Here is a 26,247-nt window from a genome sequence, read left to right as displayed (position 1 = left end):
TTTGTTAATCCATTTTTTTCAAATGGGGAAAATTTGACTAATTTAGGTCTACGAAATTTAAATCATATCTATATGGTACCAAAAGACGAATTCAAAAAGTTTGCCACTCAGCATAGAGGCATTAGCAGCCTTAATCTGGACAAATATACATCGATCAGCAACAGCTATATTTCACCAACAATTATTGAAGAAAGACAGTTAAATGTTGCATCAATGGATGTATTCTCACGTTTGATGATGGATCGAATTATTTTTCTGGGCGTTCCAATCGATGATGACGTAGCTAATATTATCATGGCACAGTTATTATTCCTGGAATCAACAGATCATACCAAAGATATCCAGATCTACTTCAATACTCCTGGTGGATCAGTTCATGCCGGCTTAGGAATCTACGATACCATGCAATATATCAAGTGCGATGTTGCTACAATCTGTACCGGAATGGCAGCATCTATGGGTGCTGTTTTACTTACAGCCGGAACAAAAGGAAAGCGATCCGCATTAAAACATTCAAGAGTAATGATTCACCAGCCAATGGGTGGTGCTCAAGGTCAAGCTTCAGATATTGAGATCACAGCTCGCGAGATTCTAAAATTAAAGAAAGAATTATACACTATTATAGCTGATCATTCAGGGAATACTTATGAAAAAGTTGAAAAAAATTCAGATCGGGATTATTGGATGACTGCCATGGAAGCAAAAGAATACGGAATGATTGATGAAGTTCTTTTACGTGAAAAATAGAGTAAAATATTATTAAACAAACCTAATGCAGAGTTAATCGTAAAATGTTTAGCTTTGCATTTTTAGTATAACAAATTAGAACCATGGATAAATGCTCATTTTGTGGGAGAGAAAAGAAAGATACCAATCTTTTGATAGCTGGGATCAGTGGTCATATCTGCGATAGCTGTATTGATCAGGCATATTCTATTGTACAGGAAGAATTAAAAAATCGTTCCGATCTTAACCTGAAAGAGATTCAGCTTTTAAAACCAATGGAAATTAAAGCTTTTTTAGATCAATATGTAATTGGTCAGGAGGAAGCTAAAAAATATCTTTCTGTTGCTGTTTATAATCACTACAAGCGATTATTACAGGAAAGAGACGAAGAAGATATTGAAATCGAAAAATCAAATATCATATTGGTTGGTGAAACAGGAACAGGTAAAACCCTTTTGGCGAGAACCATTGCCAAAATGTTACATGTTCCTTTTACTATTGTAGATGCTACAGTATTAACCGAGGCAGGTTATGTTGGAGAAGATATTGAGTCCATACTTACAAGATTATTGCAAGCATCGGACTATGATATTGATGCTGCAGAAAAAGGCATTGTATTCATCGACGAAATTGATAAAATTGCTCGAAAAAGCGATAACCCATCTATTACACGTGACGTATCAGGCGAAGGTGTTCAGCAAGGATTATTGAAACTTTTAGAAGGTTCTATCGTTAATGTTCCCCCACAAGGAGGAAGAAAACATCCCGATCAGAAAATGATACCTGTGAATACTAAAAACGTTCTATTTATTTGTGGTGGTGCCTTTGATGGCATTCAACGTAAAATAGCGCAAAGAATGAATACTCAGGTGGTTGKATTTAATGCAAGCAAAGAAAAAGAACAAATAGATCATAGCAATTTACTACAATATATTGCTCCTCAAGACTTAAAAGCTTTTGGCTTAATACCGGAAATTATTGGTCGTTTACCAGTTCTAACTTATTTGGAACCACTCGATAAAATTGCGCTTCGTAATATTCTTACCGAACCCAAGAATTCTATCGTTAAACAATATACCAAGCTTTTTAAGATTGACGATATAGAATTAACCTTTAAGGCTAATGCTTTAGATTATATTGTTGATAAAGCTGTTGAGTTTAAACTTGGAGCTAGAGGACTAAGATCAATTTGTGAAGCTATCATGATGGACGCGATGTTTGAACTTCCGTCCAGTGATGAGAAAAAAATCTTTATCGACAAAAAATATGCAAGCGATAAACTTGAAAAAGTTAATTTGAAACGCTTAAAAGTCGCATAAAAAAAACCGGATAATATCCGGTTTTTTTTATAATTGAAACTCAATATTAGCAGTTTCTCCTATTAAGTTCACAATATTATCACAATCATCAACGGGATCACCCGCACCAAATTCAAAAGTAGCCTCACCAACATTTGATAAAACAAATAACGCCTCGCCTCCAATAATTTGCTTACACAAATAAGCATAAATTAATCCATCATCACTATCAAAAGAAAAGCTTGCTCCATCAGGAGTTTCGCCTGATATACTTGTTGTAAATTTAAAGACATCATCTATATAACTGACATCATCTTCTTCGTCATTCAAAAAAACATACTTGCTATCTAAACCTAGAATATTGAATGCAATTTCAGTATTCTCCAAAATAAAGGTCAAGTCGGAAGATGTAATCGAAAAATCTTTACCTACAACATCTCCAGTAATTTCGAATGCAACATTACCTTTAATTTCATATCCACTGGCAAAAAAATCAGACAATGTAATTGTGAATAATTTCAGATTTTCATTCTCTGGAATTACTATTACTTTCCCTTTAAACCTACCACCATTAGAGGAACAGTAGGATGTACCATAATCCAATACAAGTGAATCTAATTTAGAAGTCAAGGTATTTCGATAAATCAAAGCCTTCAAACAGTCCGAAGTATTTTCCTTTATCGTATCCTGATCGAAATCCAGATTATTCATCAAAATCCCATTCACGTCCATTGATAAATCATTTGCTGCATTTTGAATTTGCAAAGCATTTTCTGCTGGCACAGAAAATACATCCAAAATAATCGCATCAGGATCGGCACCTGAAGAGCACGAGTTACTCATACAAATCACAGAGAGAGAGAACCCTAAAACCTTAATCCAATTATGATACATACTTATTTTCTTTTATAATCAATAAATGAATATGCATATTCATTTTTATCATCTGGAAAACAATCTTTTCTATCCGATATTTCCCAGTCTGCGGTATTTAGTTGAGGGAAATAGGTATCACCTTTAAAATTATGATGAACTAAGGTCAAATAGAGTTTATCCACACGTGACAATGCAGTTTTATATATACTGCCTCCTCCAATAATAAAAACTTCTTCTTGATCCTTAGATTTTTCTAAAGCCTCCTCCAAAGAATGGACAACAAGGCAACCAGCTACAGAATAATCAGCTTGATTTGTAATAATAATGGAGTTTCGATTTGGCAAAGGTTTACCAATAGACTCGAAAGTTTTTCGTCCCATAATGATTGTATGTCCTGTTGTAAGCTTTTTAAACCGTTGCAAATCGGCTGACAATCTCCAAATTAACTGGTTATCTTTACCAATTACATTATTTCGGGAAGCAGCTACTATTATAGAAACAATCATGAGTATTCTTGTTTAGTTAATAATTTCAATAGATTTAATTCTGATATTACTTTCGATCTTCCTTATCTTATTTAATTTTAAACGGAAATTGCACCCTTTATATGTGGATGTGGATCATAGTTATCCAAGATGAAATCCTCAAATTTAAAATTAAAAATATCATCCACATCTGGATTTATTTTCATCACGGGTAGTGATTTAGGATTGCGGCTCAATTGTAATTTGACTTGCTCTAAATGATTTAAATAAATATGAGCATCTCCAAGGGTATGAATAAATTCACCTGGCTGTAAATCACAAACTTGAGCCATCATCATTGTCAATAAAGCATAAGAAGCAATATTAAACGGAACACCTAAAAAGATATCTGCACTGCGCTGATACAATTGGCAAGATAACTTTCCATCTGCCACATAAAATTGAAATAAAGCATGACAGGGAGGCAAAGCCATATTTTCCATATCACCAGCATTCCATGCACTTACAATCAATCGTCGAGAATTAGGATTGTTTTTAATGTCATAAACTACCTGCTTAATTTGATCCAGAGATTCCCCGTTAACTTTTGGCCAGGATCTCCACTGATATCCATAAACATGCCCTAAATCCCCGTTTTCATCAGCCCATTCATTCCATATCTTAACTCCGTTTTCCTGCAGATACTTCACATTAGTATCACCATTGAGAAACCACAATAATTCATAAATGATAGATTTTAAATGTAATTTTTTGGTTGTTATTGCTGGAAAACCTTCACTCAAATCAAACCTCATTTGATGGCCAAATACACTCAATGTACCGGTTCCTGTTCTATCCCTTTTCTTATTTCCCTCATCGAGAACCTTTTCTAACAAATCAAGATATTGCTGCATATTTCAGATTCAAATTATTAGCCTTAAAGATACATTAATAATGGAATTTTAGCGATTGTAATATTAATACTCTAAAAATAGAATTAGGATCTCATAACGGAAACCACATCCTTTCCTCTTAAATCGATCTTCTTTCTAATTTCCAATTCCAGTCTGCGCATCCAAACTACAATAATGGCCCAAATTACTCTTGGGATTATTATCCATACCAATGGCACTCCAATTGCTGCGAATAACAATGGGTCTTCTAATTCTGAATGAGAAATTGCAATATGATGATTTAATAAATCCGCATCTGCCATTGACATTTGCCCTGATTCCACCTGTTCCATTATAATAGCAGAACCATATGCTAATCCAAGCGTATTTGCTACAATCCATGAAAAAGAAGTCCTTGTAGGAAGTCCCATTACAACCTGAAGCGGTTTCAAACCACGTGAAATCCATTTTATAATTCCAAAAAGCTCTAATATCTTTTGAAAGATCATCAAAACGGTGATTAAAACAATTACCTTGATTGTTAAAATCAAGGAAGCCTCTAACCAATTGGAAAACATCACCCAAAAGGTTTGACTTTCAAGGTGAATTTCAGAAACGGTATTTAAAATATCTATTGGTAAAAAATAATTTAGAGAAGCCCCTATTACAAAACTACTTATCAGCCGTAACAAAATCATCCTAATTACAGAAGATCCTGTTTTTTTAAGTACAGTTGTTTCTATCATAAATCCATGAGACACCAAACACATAACTGCAAGAATCGTAACCACTCTGCCATGTAATTCCAAACTTGTTATCACGGCTATGGCAGTATAAATATTCGTGAAAATACTGGTAATTAATACAAATGCTGATTCTCCGGGAAGCCCAATTAATTCAAACGCAGGAGTGAGACAAGAGGAAATTGCAGCTAAAACGCCAGAATAATTTAGCAATAACACAACAAAAGATACTGGGAGCATAATACTAAGCAACCACTTAGAGCTCGCAAATGCTTTAGGTAATGATTCCCTGACAGCTTGCTTCAAAAGATCTCCTACTATTTGAGCTTTCATTATTGTGAAAATTTAAATCGCTATTATTTAGGTAGCAAAAATACCTATTTTAACTTTTTCTACATCATTTTTCCAATTATCGTTTTCTCAATTAATTAAATAGACATATCATTTGAGTAAAAAAAATTTATGAATATTTTAAGAATCTATTTTTTTGACTAGTTTTGAGATCTTTGAAAATCAAAACAGCTTAAGTTTTAAAACTTTTCGAATTGATTTTCAAACCTACTACCAAACAACCTATAAACCGTTAGGATCTTACAATTACTAATCTATCTTAAAAACTACATTATGGGAATAAAGAATCGTCTGGTTTTAATGAATTTTCTTCAATTTTTTGTTTGGGGTTCATGGTTAATCACTATAGGTGGATATTGGTTTCAAACCAAAGGATGGTCAGGGACTGAGTTTGGTGCAATATTCTCTACAATGGGAATTGCATCCCTATTTATGCCTGCAATAGCTGGAATTATTGCCGACCGCTGGGTGAATGCCGAAAAACTTCTGGGGATATTTCACATGTGTGGTGCTGTAATCTTAACACTTTTACCTCAAACCAATTCTCCCAGCTCGATGTTTTGGTTGATGCTTGTTAATATGTTTTTTTACATGCCAACTATTTCCCTATCCATTACGGTAGCCTACTCCGCTCTTAAAAAATCAAATATGGATGTAGTAAAAGAGTACCCACCAATTCGGGTTTTTGGAACCGTTGGTTTTATTATTGCAATGTGGACCATTAGTTTACTTAAACTGGAAACCTCTGCAATGCAATTTTACGTGGCAGCAATCGCATCCGTTTGTCTGGGTTTTTATTCCTTTACCTTGCCTAAGTGTGAAATCAATAAGGGACCTAGAGAAAAATCAATCATCAATTCATTAGGATTGAATGCTTTTACCCTATTCAAAAATTCGAAAATGGCATTGTTTTTTATTTTCTCGATGCTTTTAGGAGCTTCTCTGCAATTAACCAATGCCTACGGAGATACATTCCTACATGATTTTGCAAAAATTGATATTTACAAAAACTTGATATCTGTCAAATATCCAGCTATCATTATGTCTATTTCTCAGATATCAGAAACTTTATTTATCCTAGCTATTCCATTCTTTTTGAAAAGATTTGGAATTAAAAAAGTGATGCTAATTAGTATGGTTGCATGGGTCTTTCGATTTGGCCTATTTGCATTTGGAAATCCTGGTGATGGTCTTTGGATGATTATCCTTTCGTGTATCGTTTATGGTATGGCTTTCGATTTTTTCAATATTTCAGGTTCTCTATTTGTGGAGACCCAGAGCGAATCAAGCATGAGAGCGAGTGCGCAAGGCTTATTCATGATGATGACTAACGGTTTCGGTGCAATCTTAGGAAGTTGGACTAGCGGGATTATTATTGATACTTTTTTTAGCGGTAACGGAGAACTTTTTAACTGGGAAGGTATCTGGATTAGTTTTGCTGTTTACTCTCTTATTGTGGCCATTTTCTTTGCCATTTTATTTAAACACAAACACAATCCAGCTCAACTTGGAATCATTTCTCATTGATATCTCCAATTTAAGAACACAAAAACGACAAGTATTACTTGTCGTTTTTGTGTTCTTAACTATATTTTCTTAAGACTAACTCTCTCGCCTACCGATTTCATCACGAATAAGCGATGCTTTTTCATAGTCCTCGTCGCGAACAGCATCTTCTAACATAGCACGAAGCTGTGAAATGCTATACTCGCTAAAAGGGCTAACTGCTGATGATTCTTGAGGCTCTGATTTCAGTGCACCTGTTATCGTAGGTTCATCTGGTTCGCCTTCAATACTTAGAACAATACCTGCCTTCTCAATAATTTCATTGGTTGTATATATAGGACATTTGAAGCGTAAAGCAATGGCAACTGCATCAGAAGTTCGCGAGTCAATTCTCACTCTATTATTTCCTTTAATGCAAATTAATTCAGAGTAGAAAATCCCCTCCTCCAATCGATATATGTTTACCTCAATAATCTGTACAGAAAAAGCTTCGGCAAAACTCTTAAAAAGGTCATGTGTTAAAGGACGAGGTGGCTCTAATTCTTCCAATTGTATAGCAATGGACTGGGCCTCTACGCCACCAATTATAATCGGAATACGACGATCTCCATCCTCCTCTGACAAAACAAGTGCATAGGCGCCAGTTTGAGTCTGACTATATGATAATCCCAGAACATTAAGCTTTATCTTACCCATATATAAAAAATTAATCCTCTATTTATCTGGCAAATATAAGAATTGTTTTACAAGCACATTAACTCTAAGCATACAGTGTAATTCTTAAAATTTGATTAACCTATAAGTAAAAGGTTCGATTACAAATCAGACTAAACATTCAAAAAAAGTCTAATTAAATATCTTTATAATTGAACATGGAAGACTTCAAATTTCAACAAGAACATCACCTATTTGTAGATTATGAAGATACATATTAATGACAAGTAAATCCAAAACTATTAATGGAAACTTAATCTTTACAATCAATTTACATCCTAAAGATATTATTCGTCTGTTAATTGTCGAAAAAAAAATACAGAAACTTCTATTAATAAGCTTAAAACTTTGTTTATCAATTATTCTTTTCTATTTTTGCATTCCGAAATAAATTTCTTCGGGGGTTTACCAAGAGGATTATTTTAATATAAAGATACCCACCCCCTGGAACAAATCGTAAAATTGGATAACATGTACGCAATTGTAGAAATCGCGGGTCAACAATTTAAAGTTGAAAAAGACCAAAAGATTTTCGTACACAGACTTAGAACCGAAGAAGGTGGACAAGTTGAGTTCGAAAAAGTTCTCCTAGTGGATAATAACGGAGCAATAGTAGTTGGTGCACCAACAGTTGAAGGTGCTAAAATTACTGCTAAAGTGATTTCCCACATGAGAGGTGATAAAGTTAAAGTATTCAAGAAAAAGAGAAGAAAAGGATACCAAAAACTAAATGGTCACCGTCAGGATTTATCACAAATCCAAATTGAAGATATTCTTGCTTAATCCTTAAAAATATTACAAAATGGCACATAAAAAAGGAGTCGGTAGTTCTAAGAACGGTAGAGAATCGGAAAGTAAACGATTAGGAGTTAAAATTTACGGCGGTCAGGTTGCTAAAGCTGGTAATATTCTTGTTCGTCAAAGAGGAACAAAACATAATCCAGGTGAAAATGTTGGTTGTGGTAAAGATCACACTTTATTCGCTCTTACTGATGGAACTGTTGTATTCAGAAAAAAAAGAAACAACAAATCTTACGTTTCTATTGAACCTATTGCTGAATAGTCAATTCAGCTCTAAAATATTTGAATCTCCTGCTTTATCTGCGTATAAAGACAGGAGATTTTTTTATTTTTATAGCTTATTATTTCACAGGTAAAATAATTTAAACAATTAAAAATGTTAAGCCTTAAATACATACAGGAAAACCAAGAGGAAGCCATTAAGGCACTTAAAATCAAGAATTTCGATGCCAGAGAAATTATTGGCACTATAATAAATCTTGATGAGAAAAGAAAAGCTAATCAATCCGAACTTGATGCTACTCAAGCAGAAATGAATAGTTTATCGAAAGAAATTGGAAATCTTTTTAAAAGTGGAAAAACAGAAAAAGCAAATTTAGCAAAAGCAAAAACTGTTGAATTAAAAGAGACTATTTCAGAATTAAGCTCTGAGAGTAATTCTATTCTTACCAATTTACGAGATCTTTTACTTCAAATTCCTAACATCCCTCATCCATCGGTACCTGCAGGTAAAGGCGAAGAAGACAATATTATTGTAAAAACGCTTGGTGAAATTCCAACTTTATCAAAAAATGCTCTTCCCCATTGGGAATTGGCAAAAAAGTATAATTTAATTGACTTTGAGCTTGGAAATAAAATTACCGGAGCTGGTTTTCCATTGTATCGTGGAAAAGGAGCTAAGCTCCAGCGAGCTTTAATCAATTTCTTTTTAGATTTAAATCGTGACGCTGGTTACGAGGAGGTTATTCCTCCATTGGTAGTAAATGAAGAATCAGGTTATGGTACTGGTCAATTACCGGATAAAGAAGGACAGATGTATCACGTAACCGAAGATAATCTGTATTTGATTCCAACTGCAGAAGTTCCAATAACTAATATTTATCGCGATGTTATTTTAAATGCAGAAGATTTTCCAATTAAAAATACTGCTTATTCGGCCTGCTTTAGACGCGAAGCTGGTTCCTACGGTAAAGATGTGAGAGGTTTGAATAGATTACATCAATTCGATAAAGTGGAAATTGTACAAATTCAACATCCTGAAAAATCATATGCCGCATTGGAGGTTATGGTTGCACATGTTGAAAGTATTATTAAAAAACTGGAACTTCCGTATCGTTTGTTACGCCTTTGCGGTGGTGATACCAGTTTTACCTCGGCATTGACTTTTGATTTTGAAGTTTATTCTGCAGCTCAGGATAAATGGCTGGAAGTTAGTTCTGTTTCCAATTTTGAATCCTATCAGGCAAATCGCTTGAAATTAAGATTTAAAGAGAAAAATTCTAAAAAAACTCAATTGGCGCATACTTTAAATGGAAGTGCTTTAGCATTGCCTCGAATTGTAGCTGCTCTATTGGAAAATAATCAAACTCCCGAAGGTATTAGAATACCTAAAGCATTAATTCCATACACAGGATTTGATATAATTGATTAAGCCTTTGAATAAATGACTTTATGGGAATAATATTTTAATATTGCACCGTAAAAATTAGAGGTATAAACAGTTATCAAAATAATTTTTGAAGTCCGGTTCTTTTCAACCGGACTTTTTTTTTATTTTTAGGAAAAAAATATTCAAAAAATCATTGTTTTGAAAAAATATATTGTAAGTATTATTCTAGTTATATCCTTAATTGGAACTACTAACTCTTTGGGACAGCAAAATATTCAAACTGCGAGTCAATTGGCATTTAAATATTTTCGGGATAAAGAATACAAACCAGCTTCCGTATTATTCCATGATTTGTTTACAAGTACTCAATCTAAAACTTATTTTAACTATTATATCGATTGTTTATTACATTTGAAGAATTATCAGGATGCTGAAAAATTTATAAAAAAACAAATTAAAAAACACCCGGGTGATAACAATTTTCAAATTGCCTTAGGATATGCCTACAAGCAAGCTGGCGATATAGATGATTCCAAAAATCAATACAATAAGGTAATTCAGAAATTAATTCCTGTGAAAAGTGCAATCACCAGTACTGCCAATTCTTTTCTAGGAAAAAGAGAATATGAATTAGCCGGTAAAACCTATCTCTCAGGAAGAAAATTAATCAATCAGGAAGATGCTTTTCATTACGAAATAGCAAATATCTTTTACTACCAAAAAGACTACAAAAATATGGTAAAAGAATATTTAATGGCTCTAGCAATAGATGAAAGTAAACTAAATTTAATAGAAAACAGATTACAATCAGCTCTTTTTCAGGATATAGACTCTAGTTTGGGCTCCATCCTCAAAAATCAACTACTCGAAAAAATTCAAAAATCAAGAAACAACATCCGTTTTAAAGAATTACTGCTTTGGTATTTTATGCAGAAAAAACAGTTTAGCGCGGCATTGGACCAAGCAATGTCTATTGATTTAATTCAAAATGAAGATGGCTCTAGGCTTCTCGAGTTAGCAAAATTAGCAAGCAGTAACAAGGATTACAAAACGGCATTACGATGTTATCAAATTGTAATCAATAAAGGAAATAAATCACCCCAGTATTTCAATGCTAAAATAGGAATTTTAGACACTCATTATTTTCAATTAAAAGACAATAACTCAGATTCCTTAGAAGAATGGCAAACGCTATCCAATCAATACGAAGAATTCTTTAATCAGCAAGAAATGATAGCAAAAGCTCCTCTTGCATTAATTAAATTCGCTCACATTAAGGCTTTTTATCTAAAGAATAATAACAAGGCAATTGAACTATTACAGAAGGCTTTGAGTACAAAAAATCTTAATACCAAAAATCGATCAAATATAAAAATGGAATTAGCAGATGTTAAGCTATTTAATGATGAAAAATGGGATGCGATATTATTATATGCTCAGATTGAAAAATCTAATAAAAATAATCCTTTAGGCTTTGAAGCAAAATTTAAAAAAGCAAAGGCTTCGTATTATATGGGAGAACTTAACTGGGCAAAGGCGCAATTAGACGCAATAAAAGGAAGTACCTCTAAATTGATAGCCAATGATGCTATCGCTCTTTCGCAATTGATTAGTGATAATACAACTCTGGATACTACAGAAACAGCTCTTAAAACATATGCAGAAGCCGAATTTTTATCTTACAAAAAACAGGATTCCTCAGCACTTCAAACGCTGGATTTATTGATTAAAAATCACCCGGATCATTCTCTCACAGATGAAGCATATTACAAAAAGGCTGAAATTTATCTTTCGGAAAAGAAGATAGAAAAGGCAATTTATAATCTTAATTTAATAGTCAACAAATACCCATATAATTCACTTGCAGATAAGGCCTTATTCCAACTAGGGACAGTTTATGAAAAACAATCTCAAAAAGAAAAGGCCATTAATAGTTATAAATTAGTATTAACAAAGTATCCTGATAGTATTTTTTCAATAGAAGCGAGAGATCGACTCCATAAGCTTCAGAGATAAATATTGATATCTTTGCCAGAAGAGTTGGATTTTTATTGGCATCAAAAGAAGGTGTTTCTAATTCAACCAACTGCTCTTTATAACAATTAATTTTTGAATTTATGATTATTTATAATACAAGCTATTTGCTGGACAATTTATTAGAAGAGAATTTTTGTGATTGGATGAAATCAAAATTCATTCCTCTGTTACAAGAAACCGGGACATTTAACAAGCATTATTTCTGCAAGTTAATGCTTGTTAAAGAAGATGGAGGTCTCACCTATTCTCTTCAATTGGTTTTCAAGGACCGTGACCATTTGGAAAAATATATAAATAGCTTTGAACCAAGAATAAAAGCCGTATTTCAAGCCAAATTTCAAAATCAAATCATCCGCTTTACATCGCTTCTGCAAGAAGTTTAATTCTGCAAACTTTGAAAACACAGCAAAAAGCATATCTATATGCACTTTTAGCCATTTTTTGTTGGTCGACCGTAGCAACAGCTTTTAAAATGGCACTCTATGGAATGGATTTCCTCCATTTGCTGCTGATATCCTCCGGGGTGGCAATGCTTTTTCTTGGCTTCTTACTTTTTATTTCGTCTCAACTAAAACCTACTCTATTAAGTAAACCCAAAGATTATTTACATTCTGCGATTCTAGGCTTACTCAATCCCTTTCTTTATTATGTCGTCCTCCTGAAAGCTTATGAGATATTGCCAGCTCAATTTGCGGTGAGCCTAAATTATATTTGGCCCATCACACTTGTATTACTATCCATACCTTTACTCCAACAAAAAATTGGGATCAAAAGTATAATCTGCATATTAATAAGTTTTACCGGAGTAGTAATAATCGCGAACAAAGGAAATTTCACTACGCTGCAAACTCCAAATTCATTTGGTGTGATTCTGGCATTGGGAAGTTCCGTATTTTGGGCTCTATTCTGGATATTTAACGTTCGTGACAAACGAGAAGAAAAGCAAAAATTATTTTTAAATTTTGCTTTTGGCTTCATTTATATTCTTATCACGATCCTTCTATTTTCAGATTTTCATATACCAGATAAGAGTAGCTTTATGGCGGCAATTTACATTGGATTAGTGGAGTGTGGAATCTCCTCAATACTATGGCTTAAAGCACTGAAAATGATTAGCTCTATGGATAAAATTGGCAATTTAGTTTTCCTCAGCCCTTTCCTTTCTCTCATTTTTATTCACCTAATTATCGGAGAATCTATCTATCTTAGTACACTTGCAGGATTAATTTTGATTATTTCCGGAATCGTTTTGCAAAAACTAATTCAAAAAAACAAAATCAATTGAATAAGGATAAAATCATCATGGGAATTGATCCCGGAACCAACTTAATGGGCTATGGATTAATTCGCATTGTAAATAGAAAACCGAAAATCTTGATCTCGGGATATCTGGATTTAAAGAAAATTGGCGATCCCTATATCAAACTACAGAAAATTTTTAGAAGAACACTCCAAATAATTGATGAATATCATCCCGATGAACTGGCTATTGAATCTCAATTCTTTGGTAAAAATATTCAATCTATGCTGAAGCTAGGAAGAGCTCAGGGAGTTGCCATTGCTGCGGCCTTACAACGTGATATTCCAATCTTTGAATACGCACCCCGAAAAATTAAATTAGCCATTACAGGTACCGGGACAGCATCAAAGGAACAATTAGCAGTTGTTATGCAGCGATTTTTCCATGCAAAAGAATTTCCGAGTAATCCTGATGAAACGGATGCCTTAGCAATTGCTCTTTGTCATTTTTTCCAAAGTAGTTCTCCCATTTTAAAAAGCAAAGCTACTTCCTGGGCCGACTTTGTGAAAAAAAATCCACATAAGATTAAAAAATAAGAAAGCCACAATAATTGCAGCTTTCTCTATGTCCATTTTCTAGTTTACGTTATTCTAAATTCTTGCGTATAGTAGAAGCTATCTCTGCCAATTCCTCAGCAGACAAATCCAATTTTGGATTCGCAAAATTTAAATCTCCAATCCTATTCAAAGGCACTAAATGAATATGAGTATGAGGCACTTCTAATCCGATTACTGCAATTCCTATCCGCTTACATTCTACACTTTTTTCCACTGCCTTTGCAACTTTTTTTGCGAACAGATGCAATCCATTTAAATCCTCATCATCCAAATCAAAAATGTAATCTACTTCTTGTTTTGGAATCACTAATGTATGGCCTTTGGCCAAAGGATTAATATCTAAAAATGCAAAATATCTATCGTCTTCTGCTATTTTATGGCAAAAAATTTCTCCCTGAATTATTTTTGTGAATATGCTAGCCATCTTATATTTATTTTGATGAATTTTAAAGAAGATTAAATAGAAATATCAATTACTTCAAAGGGTATCAATCCATTAGGAACCTGTATTTCTACTACGTCTCCCACTTTCTTGCCAATTAAACCTTTTGCAATTGGCGTATTAATCGAGAGTTTTCCTTGTTTAAAATCAGCCTCGGTTTCAGACACTAATGTATAAGTCATCACCGCACCATTTTTTTGATTCTTTATAGTGACTTTATTCATCATCTGAACTTTTGAGGTGTCGATTTTTGTCTCATCGATAACTCTGCTATTGGCAAGAATACCACGTAATTGCGCAATTTTTGCCTCTAACATCCCTTGTGCATCTTTGGCAGCATCGTATTCCGCATTTTCCGATAAGTCGCCCTTATCAATAGCTTCTCCAATTTGTTTCGAAATTTTTGGACGCTCAATAGTTTCGAGCTGTTCTAATTCTGCTCTCAAATTTTTTAATCCCTCAGCAGTAACGTATGAATAACCAGACATAATATTATCTTATTAAATTTTCCTTAAAATGCTTATGTTATGACCATTAATGATCTATAAAAACAAAAAGAATTCCGACATATCAGAACCCTTTAGGATACAAATATACAAATTTTCCTACTTAGTTATACCTCCTTTTACAACACGAGCACTTAATACCAAATCAAATTGGTTGTGATATACATCCTATACCGTATAAATGAATACAGCAATTAATAAAAGTAAAGTAATTTAAAGTTAGTTGTACTTACGATCCAAGATTTCCTTGTAAATTATTGCTTTGCGCCAATCTACCTCTTGCCATTCCGAATTATTAGACTCCTCCTCTTCCTCCTCCTCATGAAAAATAGTATGCAAATTTTCAAAAACACTCTCCTTGGGTTTTTCGGCAACTTTCTTTTCTTGCATTTCCATTTTATAGTCTGAAATACTTTTGTCCGTAAGTTCTACCTCTATTTGTTGTGACACCTCTTCCTCTGCATAAGGAATCGTAATCTCATTTCCCAAAAGAGCTTCCAAAACAGAATCCAAACCACTCTTAGGAACGGATTTTGACAATGTGCTAAAATCTCCCTGAGAAGGGGGAGGTGCACTAACTGCTGGCTTTTTCTTTTTGAGCAATCCAACCACAACAAATACTACCATTAGTAGTAAATATATAATGTTTCCCCAACTATCGTCCATGAGTGTTTTTGTAAATTAATTTAAAAACTTCGATATAATTCTTTCAAAATACTAATTCATTATATCTTGCGTTTCTTCAGAAAACGCTATTAAAATAAATATGAAACAATCAAATTTACTATATTTTTTCCTTTTACTCGGTTTTAGTTCTGTTTTTTGTTCTTGCAGTTCCAATTCCAACAATGATGAGATCGTCCCCTCTTGGCATATTAATTCAACTGTCTATCTTGATTTTTTCAGCGAACTCAATTCTGTAGGAAATGCTCTCTACTTTGATGCAATTGGAGGAGAATCGGTTGGCTACAGAAACCATGGAATTATTGTGGTAAAACTAAATAGTGGTTATGCTGCTTACGATGCAACTTGTACTCATGACGTAGATGTAGATGAACATGTTGAATTGGATGAAGATTATTCCGGAATATATACTTGTCCTATTTGTGGAAGCCAGTTTAATATTTTGGGTGGAGCCTATCCCCTGGATGGATCCGTAGCAAAATACCCTCTTAAGGTGTACAAAACGAGCTATTCCTCCTCAAGCCGCACTCTTCGTATTTATAATTAGAATTATTTTCTTCTTTATTGCACCATCTTTCTATAACAAACTAATTTTCACACGTTAAAAATATAAAAATCAGGATACAAACCAAATCCGCAGAATTCAAAATTTTCAAATATTAATTACATTAACGCTTGCTTCACTAAACAATAATTTCTAATTTGAGGAGGAATTAATCTAAAAACACGAATTTATTGTCCTATGTAACGAACCATCCACTCATTTTTCTAAAATAGAACAGGATAATTTTAATGGACAATGTTCCTTTATTTTTTGTGTTCTTCAATTTATAAAAATCGTGATTTGATTCATTCCATGTGACCTCACTAAGAAAAGCATTTACGTATGAAAAAAGCATTATTATTACTTGTTTTAGGGGTTTTTGCAAGCCCTCTGACAACTTTTGCGAGCGAGGCCGATTTACTGGTTCCTGATCTAAAGCAAAGCTATTTTAGTAGTTTTGGAGCAAATGGTTGGGATTTATTATTTGTTGGAATGACAATTATTGTTTTCGGACTATTATTTGGTTTGTATCAGTATTCACAAATCAAAAAATTACCAGCTCACTCCTCCATGTTAAAGGTTGCAAATATCATTTACGAAACTTGCAAAACTTACCTATTACAACAAGGTCGCTTCCTTATCATCTTATTTCTGATAATAGGTGTTGCAATTTTTTATTATTTCTTTGGATTAAGTCATATGGCTTTACCCAAAGTATTTCTAATATTATTCTGGTCGGTACTTGGAATCCTTGGCTCGTATAGTGTAGCCTGGTTTGGAATCCGAATTAATACGCTTGCCAATGCCCGAACAGCTTTTGCATCCTTGCGCAAAAGACCCTACGATGTAGTTAATATACCTTTAAAAGCAGGAATGAGTATTGGTCTTTTACTCATTTGTGTAGAATTAATCATGATGCTGATTATTCTGCTTTTTGTACCTGGCGAAAGTGCTGGTGCTTGTTTTATTGGTTTCGCTATTGGAGAATCTTTAGGTGCTTCGGCTCTGAGAATTGCCGGTGGTATCTTCACTAAGATTGCAGATATTGGAGCTGATTTGATGAAAATCGTTTTCAATATTGGCGAAGATGACCCAAGAAATCCAGGTGTGATTGCCGATTGTACAGGTGATAATGCTGGAGATAGTGTTGGCCCTACTGCCGATGGTTTCGAAACCTATGGTGTAACAGGTGTAGCACTGATTACCTTTATTATTTTAGCCGTTACAGGAGTAGAATTTCAAGCTTCCTTAATTGTTTGGATATTTATTATGCGACTTCTAATGGTCGTTACATCCGTTCTGTCCTACGAGATTAATTCTTATATCTCCAAAGCGATATATGGTAAATCTCTGGCTTTTAATTTTGAAGCCCCTTTAAGTTCTTTGGTTTGGATCTCTTCAATAGTTTCCATTGCCGCTACCTATCTGGCAAGTTACTTTTTACTAGCCAATATGAGTGGATTGGAAGGAACCGGACTCTGGTGGAAATTATCTACAATTATTAGTTGTGGTACGCTAGCTGCTGCTCTAATACCTGAGTTTACCAAGGCATTTACCAGTTCTAAATCCCGTCATGTTGAAGAAATAGTCGTTGCCTCCCGTGAAGGTGGTGCTTCTTTAAATATTCTATCAGGATTAGTCGCAGGTAATTTCGCAGCTTTTTGGACAGGCTTGGTAATCGCTGCGCTTATGGCCGGAGCATTTCTTATTAGCGCTATGGGATTGGCTGAATTCATGATTTATCCTTCCATCTTCGCTTTTGGTTTGGTTGCATTCGGTTTTCTTGGCATGGGTCCGGTAACCATTGCTGTTGACAGTTATGGTCCTGTTACGGATAATGCTCAATCTGTTTTCGAATTATCGAGGATTGAACAAATTAAAGGAATCAAAGAAGAAGTGAATAAAGATTTTGGTTTTGTACCTGATTTTGTAACCGGAAAACAATATCTCGAAGAAAATGATTCTGCAGGAAATACCTTTAAAGCTACCGCAAAACCTGTTTTAATTGGTACTGCTGTGATTGGAGCAACAACTATGATTTTCTCCATTATCCTGATACTAAGAAAAGCTGGTTTATTGCAAATAGAATTGACTGATGCTCCCGTTATTCTTGGATTCATTAGTGGTGGTGCCGTGATCTATTGGTTCTCGGGTGCTTCCATGCAGGCTGTTACTACCGGTGCATATCGGGCTGTTGAATTTATTAAGAATAATATAAATCTCGAAAAAGAAGAAGCGGATATTGACGATTCAAAAGCCGTAGTGAAAATTTGCACTCAATATGCACAAAAAGGAATGTGGAACATTTTTATCGTTCTATTGACAATCACGCTTTCCTTTGCTTTTATCAATCCAAACTTCTTTGTTTCCTATCTCATCTCCATTGCTGTTTTTGGATTATTCCAAGCCATGTATATGGCCAATGCAGGTGGTGCATGGGATAATGCCAAAAAAGTGGTTGAAGTAGATTTGAAAGAAAAGAATACTCCTTTACATGAAGCAACTATCGTTGGGGATACAGTGGGAGATCCTTACAAAGACACAACTTCAGTCGCCTTGAATCCAATTATCAAATTTTCAACTTTATTTGGATTATTGGCGGCAGAGATTTCAATAGAAATGATCAAGACAGGTCAGGCATTATTAGCACAAATCATTGGTTGGATTTTCCTTGCTATTGCCTTGGTATTTGTTTATCGAAGCTTTTATGGAATGAGAATTCCTAAGAAGGATACACAAAATTCAAAAAACAAAACCGCACACAAAATAGGTAATAAAACGGGGATAAATCATCAACAAGATGTGCCTGTGACCAATGAAAACATTTCAAAAAACTAAGCGAAATTATTGTGACAACAAACCCCGAAGATTACTTCGGGGTTATTTTTTGCTTAAAATTTATATCTACAACAAAGTATATTTGCTTTATTCTAATATCTTTATCGCTGCTTCCTTATCCTTAACAAGTTGAGCTTTTAGTTCATCCAAAGACGGGAAAAACTGCTCGTTTCGAATTCTCTGGTAAAAATGAATCGTAATATTTTTGTAGTAAATATTCTGCTGAAAATTCAGAATGTGAACCTCAATGGAACGGTTGTCCAATTGATTATTCACCGTAGGACGAACGCCAATATTCAACATTCCCATATAAATAGTATCATCTACATCTACCTTAACCGCATAAACTCCATCCTTGGGCACCAGCTTGTAGCTTTCCTGGGGATCAATATTTGCCGTTGGAAAGCCGATTTTGTGACCTAATTTTTTTCCATCTACAACATCACCTTTGATGAAAAAACGGTAGCCCAGATATTTATTGGCCGTTTGAATATCTCCCGCTGAAATTGCTCTTCTAATTTTGGTAGAACTCACATTTATAGCATCCATATTTAAAACTTCCTGCCGCTCAATCTTAAAATTCAGTTGATCAGCAAATAGCTTTAAATCTTCATATTTTCCTTCTCTGTTGTGCCCAAATCGATGATCGTATCCAACAACCAAATATTTCATCCCCAACTGCTTTACCAGAATCTGTTCTACAAATTCCACATACGACAATTGCGAAAACTCTTTGGTAAAAGGATAAATCACCAAGTGATCGATTCCTGCAGCTTCCAGCAACACCTTTTTTTCCTCTAAAGTATTAATCAGGCGAAGACCATTGTTCTCCCCACTTAAAACCAGACGAGGATGCGGATAAAACGTGAAAATTACGGTTTCCCCATTCACCTTATGTGCCAATTCCTGCAGGCGTTGAATCACCTTGCGATGCCCCAGGTGTACTCCATCGAATGTTCCTATCGTAACCACAGGATTACTAGCCGAGAAATTTTTTAGATCCGTATATATTTTCATTGTTTATTCTAATCAATTGTGAGATTCTCGATTTTGCTTCGTCAACATTCTAAATCATTAAACACCCTGTAAAACATTTCCTTTTCCAGGTAATCCCACCAACATGTGTATCGAGAGCAAAAATATGAAATTTTCGGGAACATGTAAGACTTCGGTTGTGGGATATGAAAAGCAATTGATCCTGAATAATGATTCTTTATGTGACAGCCTTTTTCAAAGCTTAAAAATTTCAGCATCCTCTATACCAAACAGAAATCTTCTGTTGTTTTGCTGCAAAAGAAATAATAATGAATATACAGGAAATTATTAGTAATTTTCGGCCTAAAGTTTCGTGAGAGCCATCCTTAAAAGGATATCATTATTGGATTTTGCTTAAATGATACTGATATTGTACCTAAATTATGAAAGCTAGTTATATGAAAAAATTATTGTTGGCCCTTCCCATCTTATTATTATGGGCCTGTAGTCAAAAGGATGTAGTAAAAATTAAAGGTAATATTAAACATGCTGAAGGTAAAACCCTTTATCTTGATAAACTACACGTTGCAAAAGCAGAAGTTATAGACTCCGTTAAAATTGATAAGAATGGAGATTTTAAATTTAAGGTGAAGAGTCTGCAACCTGAATTTTATCTTTTACGCTTATCCGATGGCAAGTTAATTACCCTCCTTACTGAAACCAATGAAAGAATAGAATTGGATATTAACGGGGAAAAAATGGCGAATGATTACACTATAAAAGGTTCAAAAGGTTCGCTTCTGGTAAAAGAATTAAATGACAAACTAACAAAATCCAAAAATCAACTTAGTAAGATTCGTAAAGAATTAGAGAACAAAAAAGGAGATCCTAATTTCTCCAGTATTTCGCAAAATTTATTAGCAAAGTATGTAAAAGTATTACAGGATCAGCACGAATATTCTGCCAAATTTATCATGAAGAATGCCACTTCTCTTGCTGGTTATATGGCATTGTATCAAAAATTGGATGATAAAACTTTCACTTTGAATGAAAATGCAGACATCCAGTATCTTAAAATCGTTGCTTCGTCGATGAAAGCTTTATATCCGGAACATGAATATACAAAGGCTATTCTGGCGAACTTACAGAAGATGGAAAAACGCCTGGAAAATCTCAAAATATCCAAATTGATTCAAGATAAAGGTTCTAATTATCCGGAAATTAATTTACCAAATACCAATGGTAAGGAAATTAAATTAAGCTCTTTAAAAGGTAAATTTATTGTATTGAGTTTTTGGGCTTCGCAGGATTTGAATTCCCGTAAGCATAATAGAACCTTGCGAAAGATCTACAACAAATACCATAAAATGGGATTGGAGATCTACCAGGTTTCTGTGGATCAGGATGCAAAACTTTGGAAAAAAGCCATTTCCGAAGATAAATTGAACTGGATAAATGTTTGTAATCCCAAAACAGGAAGTGGTGCTGCTGCCAGAAATTTTAATATTCAACAAATACCCTCCAATTATTTAATTGATAAGAAGGGAGATATTGTTGGAAAGAATTTATTTGGTATTGCTTTAGATGAAAAAATTGCCGAATATATCCGCTAGCAGCTGTTTTTAACCACAAGAAATAAATATTCAGAAACATCAAAAAACTCCGTAAGTCAGGGGAAATCGTATGAAGGAAACTAAAAAAATCTATTTTGCTTCGGATGTGCATTTAGGTGCACCAGCCTTAAATAACAATCGCGAACGCGAGATATTATTTGTAAAGTGGCTGGATCAAGTGAAAGATGATGCGGAAACAATTTACCTGATGGGTGATATTTTCGATTTCTGGTTTGAATACAAACGAGCGGTTCCCAGAGGATTTACCCGAGTGCTGGGTAAACTTTCTGAAATCACAGATTCCGGAATCACAGTACACTTTTTTACTGGCAATCATGATATTTGGGTGTTCGATTATTTACCTACCGAAGTTGGCGTAATTGTACATCGCGATATTGTAAAAACAGAAATACGTGGTAAAAAATTTTTCCTTGCACATGGGGATGGACTGGGACCATATGACAAGAGCTATAAACTGCTAAAAAAGATTTTTACTAATAAATTCTTACAATGGACCTTTGCCCGAATCCATCCCAACCTATCTATTTGGATGGCACATAAATGGTCTTCGCACAGTCGCTTGCGCGATGGGAAAATAGAAGCAGACAAATATCGTGGAGAGGAAAAGGAATGGTTGGTGCTGTTTGCAAAAGATGAATTAAAGAAGGAACATTTCGATTATTTTGTATTTGGACATCGGCACTGGCCTTGCAATATCGATTTAGATGGTAAAAGCAGATACATCAATACTGGTGACTGGATTACCCATTTCACCTATGCTGTTTTTGATGGCAAGGAAATGCTGGTGAAGGAATTTGACCAGACTATTAAATAAAAATCAGAAATATCGCGAATACTTTCGACTGTCCGAAATATCAGGAACAGCTTCGAAATATCATAAAACAAATCAAATGGAATTTTTATATCTCACTCTTGGAATTCTTATTGGAGCACTAATAAGCTGGCTATTTACCCGAAAAAAAGTATCACAACAGGAAGCTGTTTCCCGGGAAGAATTACTGACGCAAGAAAATACTTTTATCCATGAAAAAAGTGAGCTTTCCCACCAACAATCGGTTTTGGAGGAACGAGCCAATCACTTGCAAAAAGAAAAAGAAGAATTAAGCGAGGCTTTAAATCAGGAAAGACAAAAAAATGAAAACCTTACCAGATCGGTTTCTATTTCTGCCACCGAACGTAAAAATCTGGAGGAGCGATTGATAAATCAGAAACAAGAACTGGAAGAATTACAGAAAAGATTTACCACCGAATTTGAAAATATTGCTACTAAAATCCTAAAAGAAAACACCAAGGAATTTACCAGCTCCAACCAGAAGAATATGAGCGATATTATGGGGCCAATTAAAGAGAAACTAACCTCTTTTGAAAAAAAGGTAGAGGAAACCTACGATCGGGAACTTCGCGATAAGATTAGCTTAAAAGAGGAAGTAAAAAAACTATACGAACTGAACTCGAAGATTAGTGACGAAGCTAATAATCTTACCAAAGCCTTAAAAGGAGATGTAAAAAAACAAGGCAATTGGGGTGAAGTTGTTTTGGAACGTATCCTCGAACGATCTGGCTTAACCAAAGGAGAAGAATACGATCGGGAGGTGGTGATGCAAAACAGCGAAGGGCAAACCATTCGTCCGGATGTGATCATTCGCCTGCCCGAAGAGAAACATGTGATCGTCGATTCCAAAGTATCGCTGGTTGCCTACGAACGATTTGTGAATTGCAATGATGATTCCGAAAGGGAAAAATATCAGAAGGAGCACCTTACTTCTATGAAAGCGCATGTGAAAGAACTTGCGGTGAAGCATTATCAAAGTTCGGCATCCTTAAATTCCCCCGATTTTGTATTGATGTTTATACCGATAGAATCCTCTTTTGCTATGGCAGTGCAATACGATCACGAGCTGTTTGGCTATGCCTGGGATAATAAAATTGTGATTGTTAGTCCTTCTACCCTTTTGGCTACGTTGCGTACCATTGCCTCTATCTGGAAACAGGAACATCAGAATAGGAATGTATTGGAAATTGCCCGACAAGGTGGCGCTCTTTACGATAAGTTCGTTGGTTTTGTTGATGACATGATCAAATTGGGCAAGCAAATGGACAGCTCGAAAAACAGCTATCAGGATGCCATGAAAAAACTCTACGATGGAAATGGTAATCTGGTAAAACGTGCCGAAACCATTCGGGAGCTGGGAGCAAAAGTGAAAAAGAAACTCCCTCAAAACCTCATCGATAGAATGAACGATACCGATGTTTTGCAATAAGGCAATGCGGTAAAAATAATGGACTGATCCATACAGCTAAGACAATATAAACCCTCTTTTTCGAAATGTACCAATTCGGGAAAGAGGGTGTTTTTTTGCAACTCCCTAACGGAAAAACAGCATCGCGAGTATTTCAACCGATCAGGAATGATAAAAAAATAGCTGGAATGACAAGCTTTGCTTTGGTCGACTGTCTGCCGGAATGGGCAAACCTCCGCCCAATTTTGCAAGTGCTATTTCCTTTTGGTCAACTATCCGCCCAAATGGGCAAGATTCCGCCAAATTCTGCAGAAGCTATTTCCATTTGGTTAATTATCCGCCGGAATAGGCGAGATTCCGCCCAATTTAGCAGCTGGCATTTCTGTTTGGTCAACTGCCCGCCAGAAAGGGAGATACTCCGCCACAAAAGGCAGCTGGCATTTCCATTTTGGCAACTGCGTACCCGATTGGGCAAAGCTCCGCCACTTTAGGATCAGAATCCGCCACTTTAAAAAATATAATTTCCTTAGATTATTTCAACAAAATAAGACAGGACCAGATAACTTTAAATAAGCATAAGCTTCGGCTAGCGCTCAGTAAGCTGTCGATTGTAATTCCTGAGCGTAGCCAAAAGGCAATGTTTTTTAAATAGCAGCTTAGCTTTATTAAAGCTGCTTCAGGGCATTGCCAATCCATATTTTTAAGGTATCGACATTTTCAATTCCTACGGATAAGCGGATCACTCCTGGTAATGGATATTTCGCTCCCCAAACCGGTTCCACTGGCAATAAAATAGAATCTGCTTCGCCAAGGGTTGGTACCAAAGGGATATGATCTTCAAGAGCCGCCACAAAGGCATTGCATTTCTCTCTTTTCTCCTCCTCCGAATTTCCTTTAATATCGAAAGTTACCATTCCTCCGAATCCTTTATCACCAAACAAATCCACAGCCTCCTGATGCGTAGGATGCGATTTCAAACCCGGATAAAGCACATATTCAATCTTTGGATGTTGTTCCAGATACTCCGCAATTGCCATGGCATTCTGACAATGCTTTTGAAATCGTAATGGAAAAGTCTTGAGCTGTGTGCCCAATCGGTAGGCATCATCCGGACTTAAAAAGTGACCTGCCCATTTCCGATACTCTATTGCTTCTTTTAATAAATCCATATCATTTCCACACAACACTCCGGCGGTGATATTTCCATGTCCGCTCAAATATTTGGTAGCACTATGAATTACCAAAGTGGCTCCATCCAACAATGGTTTCCACAGTTCGGGTGTTCCGAAGGTGTTATCAACAATAATTTTCGTTTGATATTTCTTTGCCAGATTGAGGATTTTCTTCACATCAGCAACAATAAGCATAGGATTGGAAACTGCTTCGAAATAGATGAATTCGGGCTTAATCGCGATCAGCATACGTTCCAGTTCTGCCAAATCATATTGTCCTTTGGGTGCATAAAAGCGATGAACATCCAGATTTCTTCTCTTGATCAATACCGAGTCGATAAAGGAATTACTGCCTCCATAAATCTCATGAAAGAACAACCAGGGGCGTGTTTCTTTTCCTTTCTGAAAGATGGAGACAGCCAAATCGATGGCAGCCATTCCTGTTTCCACCAATAATGCCCATTTAGAACCTTCCAGTTCCATTATTTGCTTCTCGACCGCCACTACGGTAGGATTGCGATATCTGGAATAGATATAATCGTCGGGTTCGTGCGGATGATTGATTTCTGCCGCGAAAGCCTCCTTGGTGCGTTGCGAATTTTTCAGGTTAAAGCCTGCCTCCCGATAAAGCGGGGTGTGTGATGCGTTGATCTCTTTTTTATTCATCGGTTTATTATTTTCATTTTAAGGTCATTTCGTAACAATTATTAATACTCCCTGAGCAGGGAGTATTCCTAACATAAAGTTAACGCAATATATAATTTCAGTCCGTTCTACTGCCAGACATGAGCCCTGAAAGGGCTAAAGCAATAGCAACGGGCAAAATCCGTTGATTCTAGTGCAATTTGCTAATCAAGCCCCGAAGGGGCGAAAGCCTAATTCCAAATATATTTCTCATCAATGAAAGGATGACGGTTTTTTGTGCTAAAGGTGATGTGCACATAAACCTTTGATAATGATTGTCCCATAGATTTAATGCTTACGCCCTTTCAGGGCTAAATTCAACTAAATATTCTTTTTCATAGGGCGATGCCCTATGCTGATGATTTTTCCCTTTCAGGGAATAATTTATTTATTTCTCAAATATATACCATCATAGTTTTCAATTATCCCCTGCGTGTATTCTATCGGATTTATTATAAAGGGTAACACCATATATATGAGCAAGGCTAATGAGTTCCCCCTTCGGGATACATTTGTCCTGAAAGGACTAAGGCAATAGCAACGGGCAAAGCCCGTTGATTCTAATGCAATTTGTTAATCAAGCCCCGAAGGGGCGAAAGCCTAATTCCAAATATATTTCTCATCAAAATCAACATTGTATTTTCGAAGAAAAG

The 26,247-nt window shown here is 35.2% G+C and carries 25 protein-coding genes; 15 read left to right on the top strand and 10 right to left on the bottom strand.

Features of this window, described 5'->3' with window-relative positions; all coding sequences use genetic code 11:
• Positions 1 to 72: 72 nt before the first annotated feature.
• A complete protein-coding gene (gene clpP / locus DLK05_RS03375; protein WP_127342576.1) occupies positions 73 to 747 on the top strand; it encodes an ATP-dependent Clp endopeptidase proteolytic subunit ClpP in 675 nt (224 codons plus the stop codon).
• An 83-nt stretch (positions 748 to 830) separates the two neighbouring features.
• On the top strand, positions 831 to 2,045 hold the full coding sequence (clpX, locus tag DLK05_RS03370; RefSeq protein ID WP_127342575.1) for an ATP-dependent Clp protease ATP-binding subunit ClpX: 1,215 nt from the start codon (positions 831 to 833) through the stop codon (positions 2,043 to 2,045).
• 27 nt (positions 2,046 to 2,072) lie between these two features.
• Here the strand turns inward: clpX and DLK05_RS03365 are convergent, their stop codons facing one another.
• The 4 genes from DLK05_RS03365 to DLK05_RS03350 all read right to left on the bottom strand — a co-directional run bounded on the left by DLK05_RS03365 (position 2,073) and on the right by DLK05_RS03350 (position 5,333).
• A complete protein-coding gene (locus tag DLK05_RS03365; RefSeq protein WP_127342574.1) occupies positions 2,073 to 2,918 on the bottom strand; it encodes a hypothetical protein in 846 nt (281 codons plus the stop codon).
• 2 nt (positions 2,919 to 2,920) lie between these two features.
• Positions 2,921 to 3,406 carry a dihydrofolate reductase gene (locus DLK05_RS03360; RefSeq protein ID WP_209319689.1) on the bottom strand — a complete coding sequence of 162 codons (486 nt, stop codon included), beginning with the start codon at positions 3,404 to 3,406 and terminating at the stop codon, positions 2,921 to 2,923.
• 77 nt (positions 3,407 to 3,483) lie between these two features.
• Entirely contained in the window at positions 3,484 to 4,278 is a 795-nt protein-coding gene (locus tag DLK05_RS03355; RefSeq protein WP_127342573.1) for a thymidylate synthase, read from the bottom strand.
• Between the two features lie 83 nt (positions 4,279 to 4,361).
• Positions 4,362 to 5,333, bottom strand: coding sequence for a nucleoside recognition domain-containing protein (locus tag DLK05_RS03350; RefSeq protein WP_127342572.1), 972 nt, complete (start codon positions 5,331 to 5,333; stop codon positions 4,362 to 4,364).
• Positions 5,334 to 5,624: 291 nt separating this feature from the next.
• On the opposite strand from DLK05_RS03350, the gene DLK05_RS03345 reads away from it, so the two are divergent.
• Complete coding sequence (locus tag DLK05_RS03345) at positions 5,625 to 6,878, top strand: nucleoside permease (protein ID WP_127342571.1); 1,254 nt, start codon at positions 5,625 to 5,627, stop codon at positions 6,876 to 6,878.
• Between the two features lie 75 nt (positions 6,879 to 6,953).
• Here the strand turns inward: DLK05_RS03345 and DLK05_RS03340 are convergent, their stop codons facing one another.
• Positions 6,954 to 7,553, bottom strand: a complete 600-nt coding sequence (locus DLK05_RS03340; protein ID WP_127342570.1) for a bifunctional nuclease family protein — start codon at positions 7,551 to 7,553, stop codon at positions 6,954 to 6,956.
• Between the two features lie 489 nt (positions 7,554 to 8,042).
• Here DLK05_RS03340 and rplU point away from each other — a divergent pair, with 489 nt between their 5' ends.
• From rplU to ruvC, 7 genes are all read left to right on the top strand, one after another.
• Positions 8,043 to 8,354, top strand: a complete 312-nt coding sequence (gene rplU / locus DLK05_RS03335; RefSeq protein ID WP_127342569.1) for a 50S ribosomal protein L21 — start codon at positions 8,043 to 8,045, stop codon at positions 8,352 to 8,354.
• 19 nt (positions 8,355 to 8,373) lie between these two features.
• Positions 8,374 to 8,634, top strand: coding sequence for a 50S ribosomal protein L27 (gene rpmA, locus DLK05_RS03330; RefSeq protein ID WP_127342568.1), 261 nt, complete (start codon positions 8,374 to 8,376; stop codon positions 8,632 to 8,634).
• Positions 8,635 to 8,748: 114 nt separating this feature from the next.
• Positions 8,749 to 10,023 (top strand): serine--tRNA ligase, encoded by a 1,275-nt coding sequence (gene serS / locus DLK05_RS03325; protein WP_127342567.1) that lies wholly within the window; start codon positions 8,749 to 8,751, stop codon positions 10,021 to 10,023.
• Positions 10,024 to 10,179: 156 nt separating this feature from the next.
• Entirely contained in the window at positions 10,180 to 11,997 is a 1,818-nt protein-coding gene (locus DLK05_RS03320; RefSeq protein ID WP_127342566.1) for a tetratricopeptide repeat protein, read from the top strand.
• Between the two features lie 101 nt (positions 11,998 to 12,098).
• Positions 12,099 to 12,401 (top strand): DUF4286 family protein, encoded by a 303-nt coding sequence (locus DLK05_RS03315; RefSeq protein WP_127342565.1) that lies wholly within the window; start codon positions 12,099 to 12,101, stop codon positions 12,399 to 12,401.
• An 11-nt stretch (positions 12,402 to 12,412) separates the two neighbouring features.
• Positions 12,413 to 13,303 carry a DMT family transporter gene (locus tag DLK05_RS03310; RefSeq protein WP_127342564.1) on the top strand — a complete coding sequence of 297 codons (891 nt, stop codon included), beginning with the start codon at positions 12,413 to 12,415 and terminating at the stop codon, positions 13,301 to 13,303.
• Positions 13,300 to 13,854: a crossover junction endodeoxyribonuclease RuvC gene (gene ruvC, locus DLK05_RS03305; RefSeq protein ID WP_127342563.1), complete on the top strand. Its 555-nt coding sequence runs from the start codon at positions 13,300 to 13,302 to the stop codon at positions 13,852 to 13,854. Before DLK05_RS03310 ends, ruvC begins: the two co-directional genes overlap by 4 nt.
• Before the next feature lie 49 nt (positions 13,855 to 13,903).
• Here the strand turns inward: ruvC and DLK05_RS03300 are convergent, their stop codons facing one another.
• The 3 genes from DLK05_RS03300 to DLK05_RS03290 form a co-directional block, all read right to left on the bottom strand.
• Positions 13,904 to 14,299 carry an HIT family protein gene (locus DLK05_RS03300; RefSeq protein ID WP_127342562.1) on the bottom strand — a complete coding sequence of 132 codons (396 nt, stop codon included), beginning with the start codon at positions 14,297 to 14,299 and terminating at the stop codon, positions 13,904 to 13,906.
• Positions 14,300 to 14,331: 32 nt separating this feature from the next.
• A complete protein-coding gene (greA, locus tag DLK05_RS03295) occupies positions 14,332 to 14,805 on the bottom strand; it encodes a transcription elongation factor GreA (RefSeq protein ID WP_127342561.1) in 474 nt (157 codons plus the stop codon).
• 237 nt (positions 14,806 to 15,042) lie between these two features.
• Complete coding sequence (locus DLK05_RS03290; RefSeq protein ID WP_127342560.1) at positions 15,043 to 15,489, bottom strand: hypothetical protein; 447 nt, start codon at positions 15,487 to 15,489, stop codon at positions 15,043 to 15,045.
• A gap of 100 nt (positions 15,490 to 15,589) precedes the next feature.
• On the opposite strand from DLK05_RS03290, the gene DLK05_RS03285 reads away from it, so the two are divergent.
• Together DLK05_RS03285 and DLK05_RS03280 are read left to right on the top strand one after the other, a co-directional pair.
• On the top strand, positions 15,590 to 16,054 hold the full coding sequence (locus tag DLK05_RS03285; RefSeq protein WP_127342559.1) for a Rieske (2Fe-2S) protein: 465 nt from the start codon (positions 15,590 to 15,592) through the stop codon (positions 16,052 to 16,054).
• A 339-nt stretch (positions 16,055 to 16,393) separates the two neighbouring features.
• A complete protein-coding gene (locus tag DLK05_RS03280) occupies positions 16,394 to 18,889 on the top strand; it encodes a sodium-translocating pyrophosphatase (protein ID WP_127342558.1) in 2,496 nt (831 codons plus the stop codon).
• Between the two features lie 87 nt (positions 18,890 to 18,976).
• Here DLK05_RS03280 and DLK05_RS03275 read toward each other — a convergent pair whose 3' ends face one another.
• On the bottom strand, positions 18,977 to 19,906 hold the full coding sequence (locus DLK05_RS03275; protein ID WP_127342557.1) for a bifunctional riboflavin kinase/FAD synthetase: 930 nt from the start codon (positions 19,904 to 19,906) through the stop codon (positions 18,977 to 18,979).
• Between the two features lie 416 nt (positions 19,907 to 20,322).
• Here DLK05_RS03275 and DLK05_RS03270 point away from each other — a divergent pair, with 416 nt between their 5' ends.
• From DLK05_RS03270 to DLK05_RS03260, 3 genes are all read left to right on the top strand, one after another.
• Positions 20,323 to 21,477 carry a TlpA disulfide reductase family protein gene (locus tag DLK05_RS03270; RefSeq protein WP_209319688.1) on the top strand — a complete coding sequence of 385 codons (1,155 nt, stop codon included), beginning with the start codon at positions 20,323 to 20,325 and terminating at the stop codon, positions 21,475 to 21,477.
• A 70-nt stretch (positions 21,478 to 21,547) separates the two neighbouring features.
• A complete protein-coding gene (locus DLK05_RS03265; protein ID WP_127342555.1) occupies positions 21,548 to 22,312 on the top strand; it encodes a UDP-2,3-diacylglucosamine diphosphatase in 765 nt (254 codons plus the stop codon).
• 76 nt (positions 22,313 to 22,388) lie between these two features.
• Complete coding sequence (locus DLK05_RS03260) at positions 22,389 to 23,759, top strand: DNA recombination protein RmuC (protein ID WP_127342554.1); 1,371 nt, start codon at positions 22,389 to 22,391, stop codon at positions 23,757 to 23,759.
• Positions 23,760 to 24,403: 644 nt separating this feature from the next.
• Here the strand turns inward: DLK05_RS03260 and DLK05_RS03255 are convergent.
• Entirely contained in the window at positions 24,404 to 25,576 is a 1,173-nt protein-coding gene (locus DLK05_RS03255) for a trans-sulfuration enzyme family protein (protein ID WP_127342553.1), read from the bottom strand.
• Positions 25,577 to 26,247: the final 671 nt, after the last annotated feature.

This window comes from Ancylomarina longa (assembly GCF_003996985.1).
Lineage (GTDB): Bacteria > Bacteroidota > Bacteroidia > Bacteroidales > Marinifilaceae > Ancylomarina_A > Ancylomarina_A longa.
The sequence above is the reverse complement of the archived record's forward strand: the minus strand, read 5'-3'. Positions and strand labels throughout refer to the sequence as shown.

Excerpts from the sequence above, each read along its gene's own strand:
- DLK05_RS03265 (WP_127342555.1), top strand. The coding sequence starts at position 21,548 with ATGAAGGAAACTAAAAAAATCTATTTTGCTTCGGATGTGCATTTAGGT.
- DLK05_RS03260 (WP_127342554.1), top strand. The coding sequence starts at position 22,389 with ATGGAATTTTTATATCTCACTCTTGGAATTCTTATTGGAGCACTAATA.
- DLK05_RS03285 (WP_127342559.1), top strand. The coding sequence starts at position 15,590 with ATGAAACAATCAAATTTACTATATTTTTTCCTTTTACTCGGTTTTAGT.
- DLK05_RS03360 (WP_209319689.1), bottom strand. The coding sequence starts at position 3,406 with ATGATTGTTTCTATAATAGTAGCTGCTTCCCGAAATAATGTAATTGGT.
- DLK05_RS03280 (WP_127342558.1), top strand. The coding sequence starts at position 16,394 with ATGAAAAAAGCATTATTATTACTTGTTTTAGGGGTTTTTGCAAGCCCT.
- DLK05_RS03365 (WP_127342574.1), bottom strand. The coding sequence starts at position 2,918 with ATGTATCATAATTGGATTAAGGTTTTAGGGTTCTCTCTCTCTGTGATT.
- DLK05_RS03255 (WP_127342553.1), bottom strand. The coding sequence starts at position 25,576 with ATGAATAAAAAAGAGATCAACGCATCACACACCCCGCTTTATCGGGAG.
- DLK05_RS03350 (WP_127342572.1), bottom strand. The coding sequence starts at position 5,333 with ATGAAAGCTCAAATAGTAGGAGATCTTTTGAAGCAAGCTGTCAGGGAA.
- DLK05_RS03315 (WP_127342565.1), top strand. The coding sequence starts at position 12,099 with ATGATTATTTATAATACAAGCTATTTGCTGGACAATTTATTAGAAGAG.
- DLK05_RS03275 (WP_127342557.1), bottom strand. The coding sequence starts at position 19,906 with ATGAAAATATATACGGATCTAAAAAATTTCTCGGCTAGTAATCCTGTG.
- DLK05_RS03300 (WP_127342562.1), bottom strand. The coding sequence starts at position 14,299 with ATGGCTAGCATATTCACAAAAATAATTCAGGGAGAAATTTTTTGCCAT.
- DLK05_RS03270 (WP_209319688.1), top strand. The coding sequence starts at position 20,323 with ATGAAAAAATTATTGTTGGCCCTTCCCATCTTATTATTATGGGCCTGT.
- rpmA (WP_127342568.1), top strand. The coding sequence starts at position 8,374 with ATGGCACATAAAAAAGGAGTCGGTAGTTCTAAGAACGGTAGAGAATCG.
- DLK05_RS03290 (WP_127342560.1), bottom strand. The coding sequence starts at position 15,489 with ATGGACGATAGTTGGGGAAACATTATATATTTACTACTAATGGTAGTA.
- DLK05_RS03355 (WP_127342573.1), bottom strand. The coding sequence starts at position 4,278 with ATGCAGCAATATCTTGATTTGTTAGAAAAGGTTCTCGATGAGGGAAAT.
- rplU (WP_127342569.1), top strand. The coding sequence starts at position 8,043 with ATGTACGCAATTGTAGAAATCGCGGGTCAACAATTTAAAGTTGAAAAA.
- greA (WP_127342561.1), bottom strand. The coding sequence starts at position 14,805 with ATGTCTGGTTATTCATACGTTACTGCTGAGGGATTAAAAAATTTGAGA.
- clpP (WP_127342576.1), top strand. The coding sequence starts at position 73 with ATGGTACCAAAAGACGAATTCAAAAAGTTTGCCACTCAGCATAGAGGC.
- DLK05_RS03345 (WP_127342571.1), top strand. The coding sequence starts at position 5,625 with ATGGGAATAAAGAATCGTCTGGTTTTAATGAATTTTCTTCAATTTTTT.
- DLK05_RS03340 (WP_127342570.1), bottom strand. The coding sequence starts at position 7,553 with ATGGGTAAGATAAAGCTTAATGTTCTGGGATTATCATATAGTCAGACT.
- serS (WP_127342567.1), top strand. The coding sequence starts at position 8,749 with ATGTTAAGCCTTAAATACATACAGGAAAACCAAGAGGAAGCCATTAAG.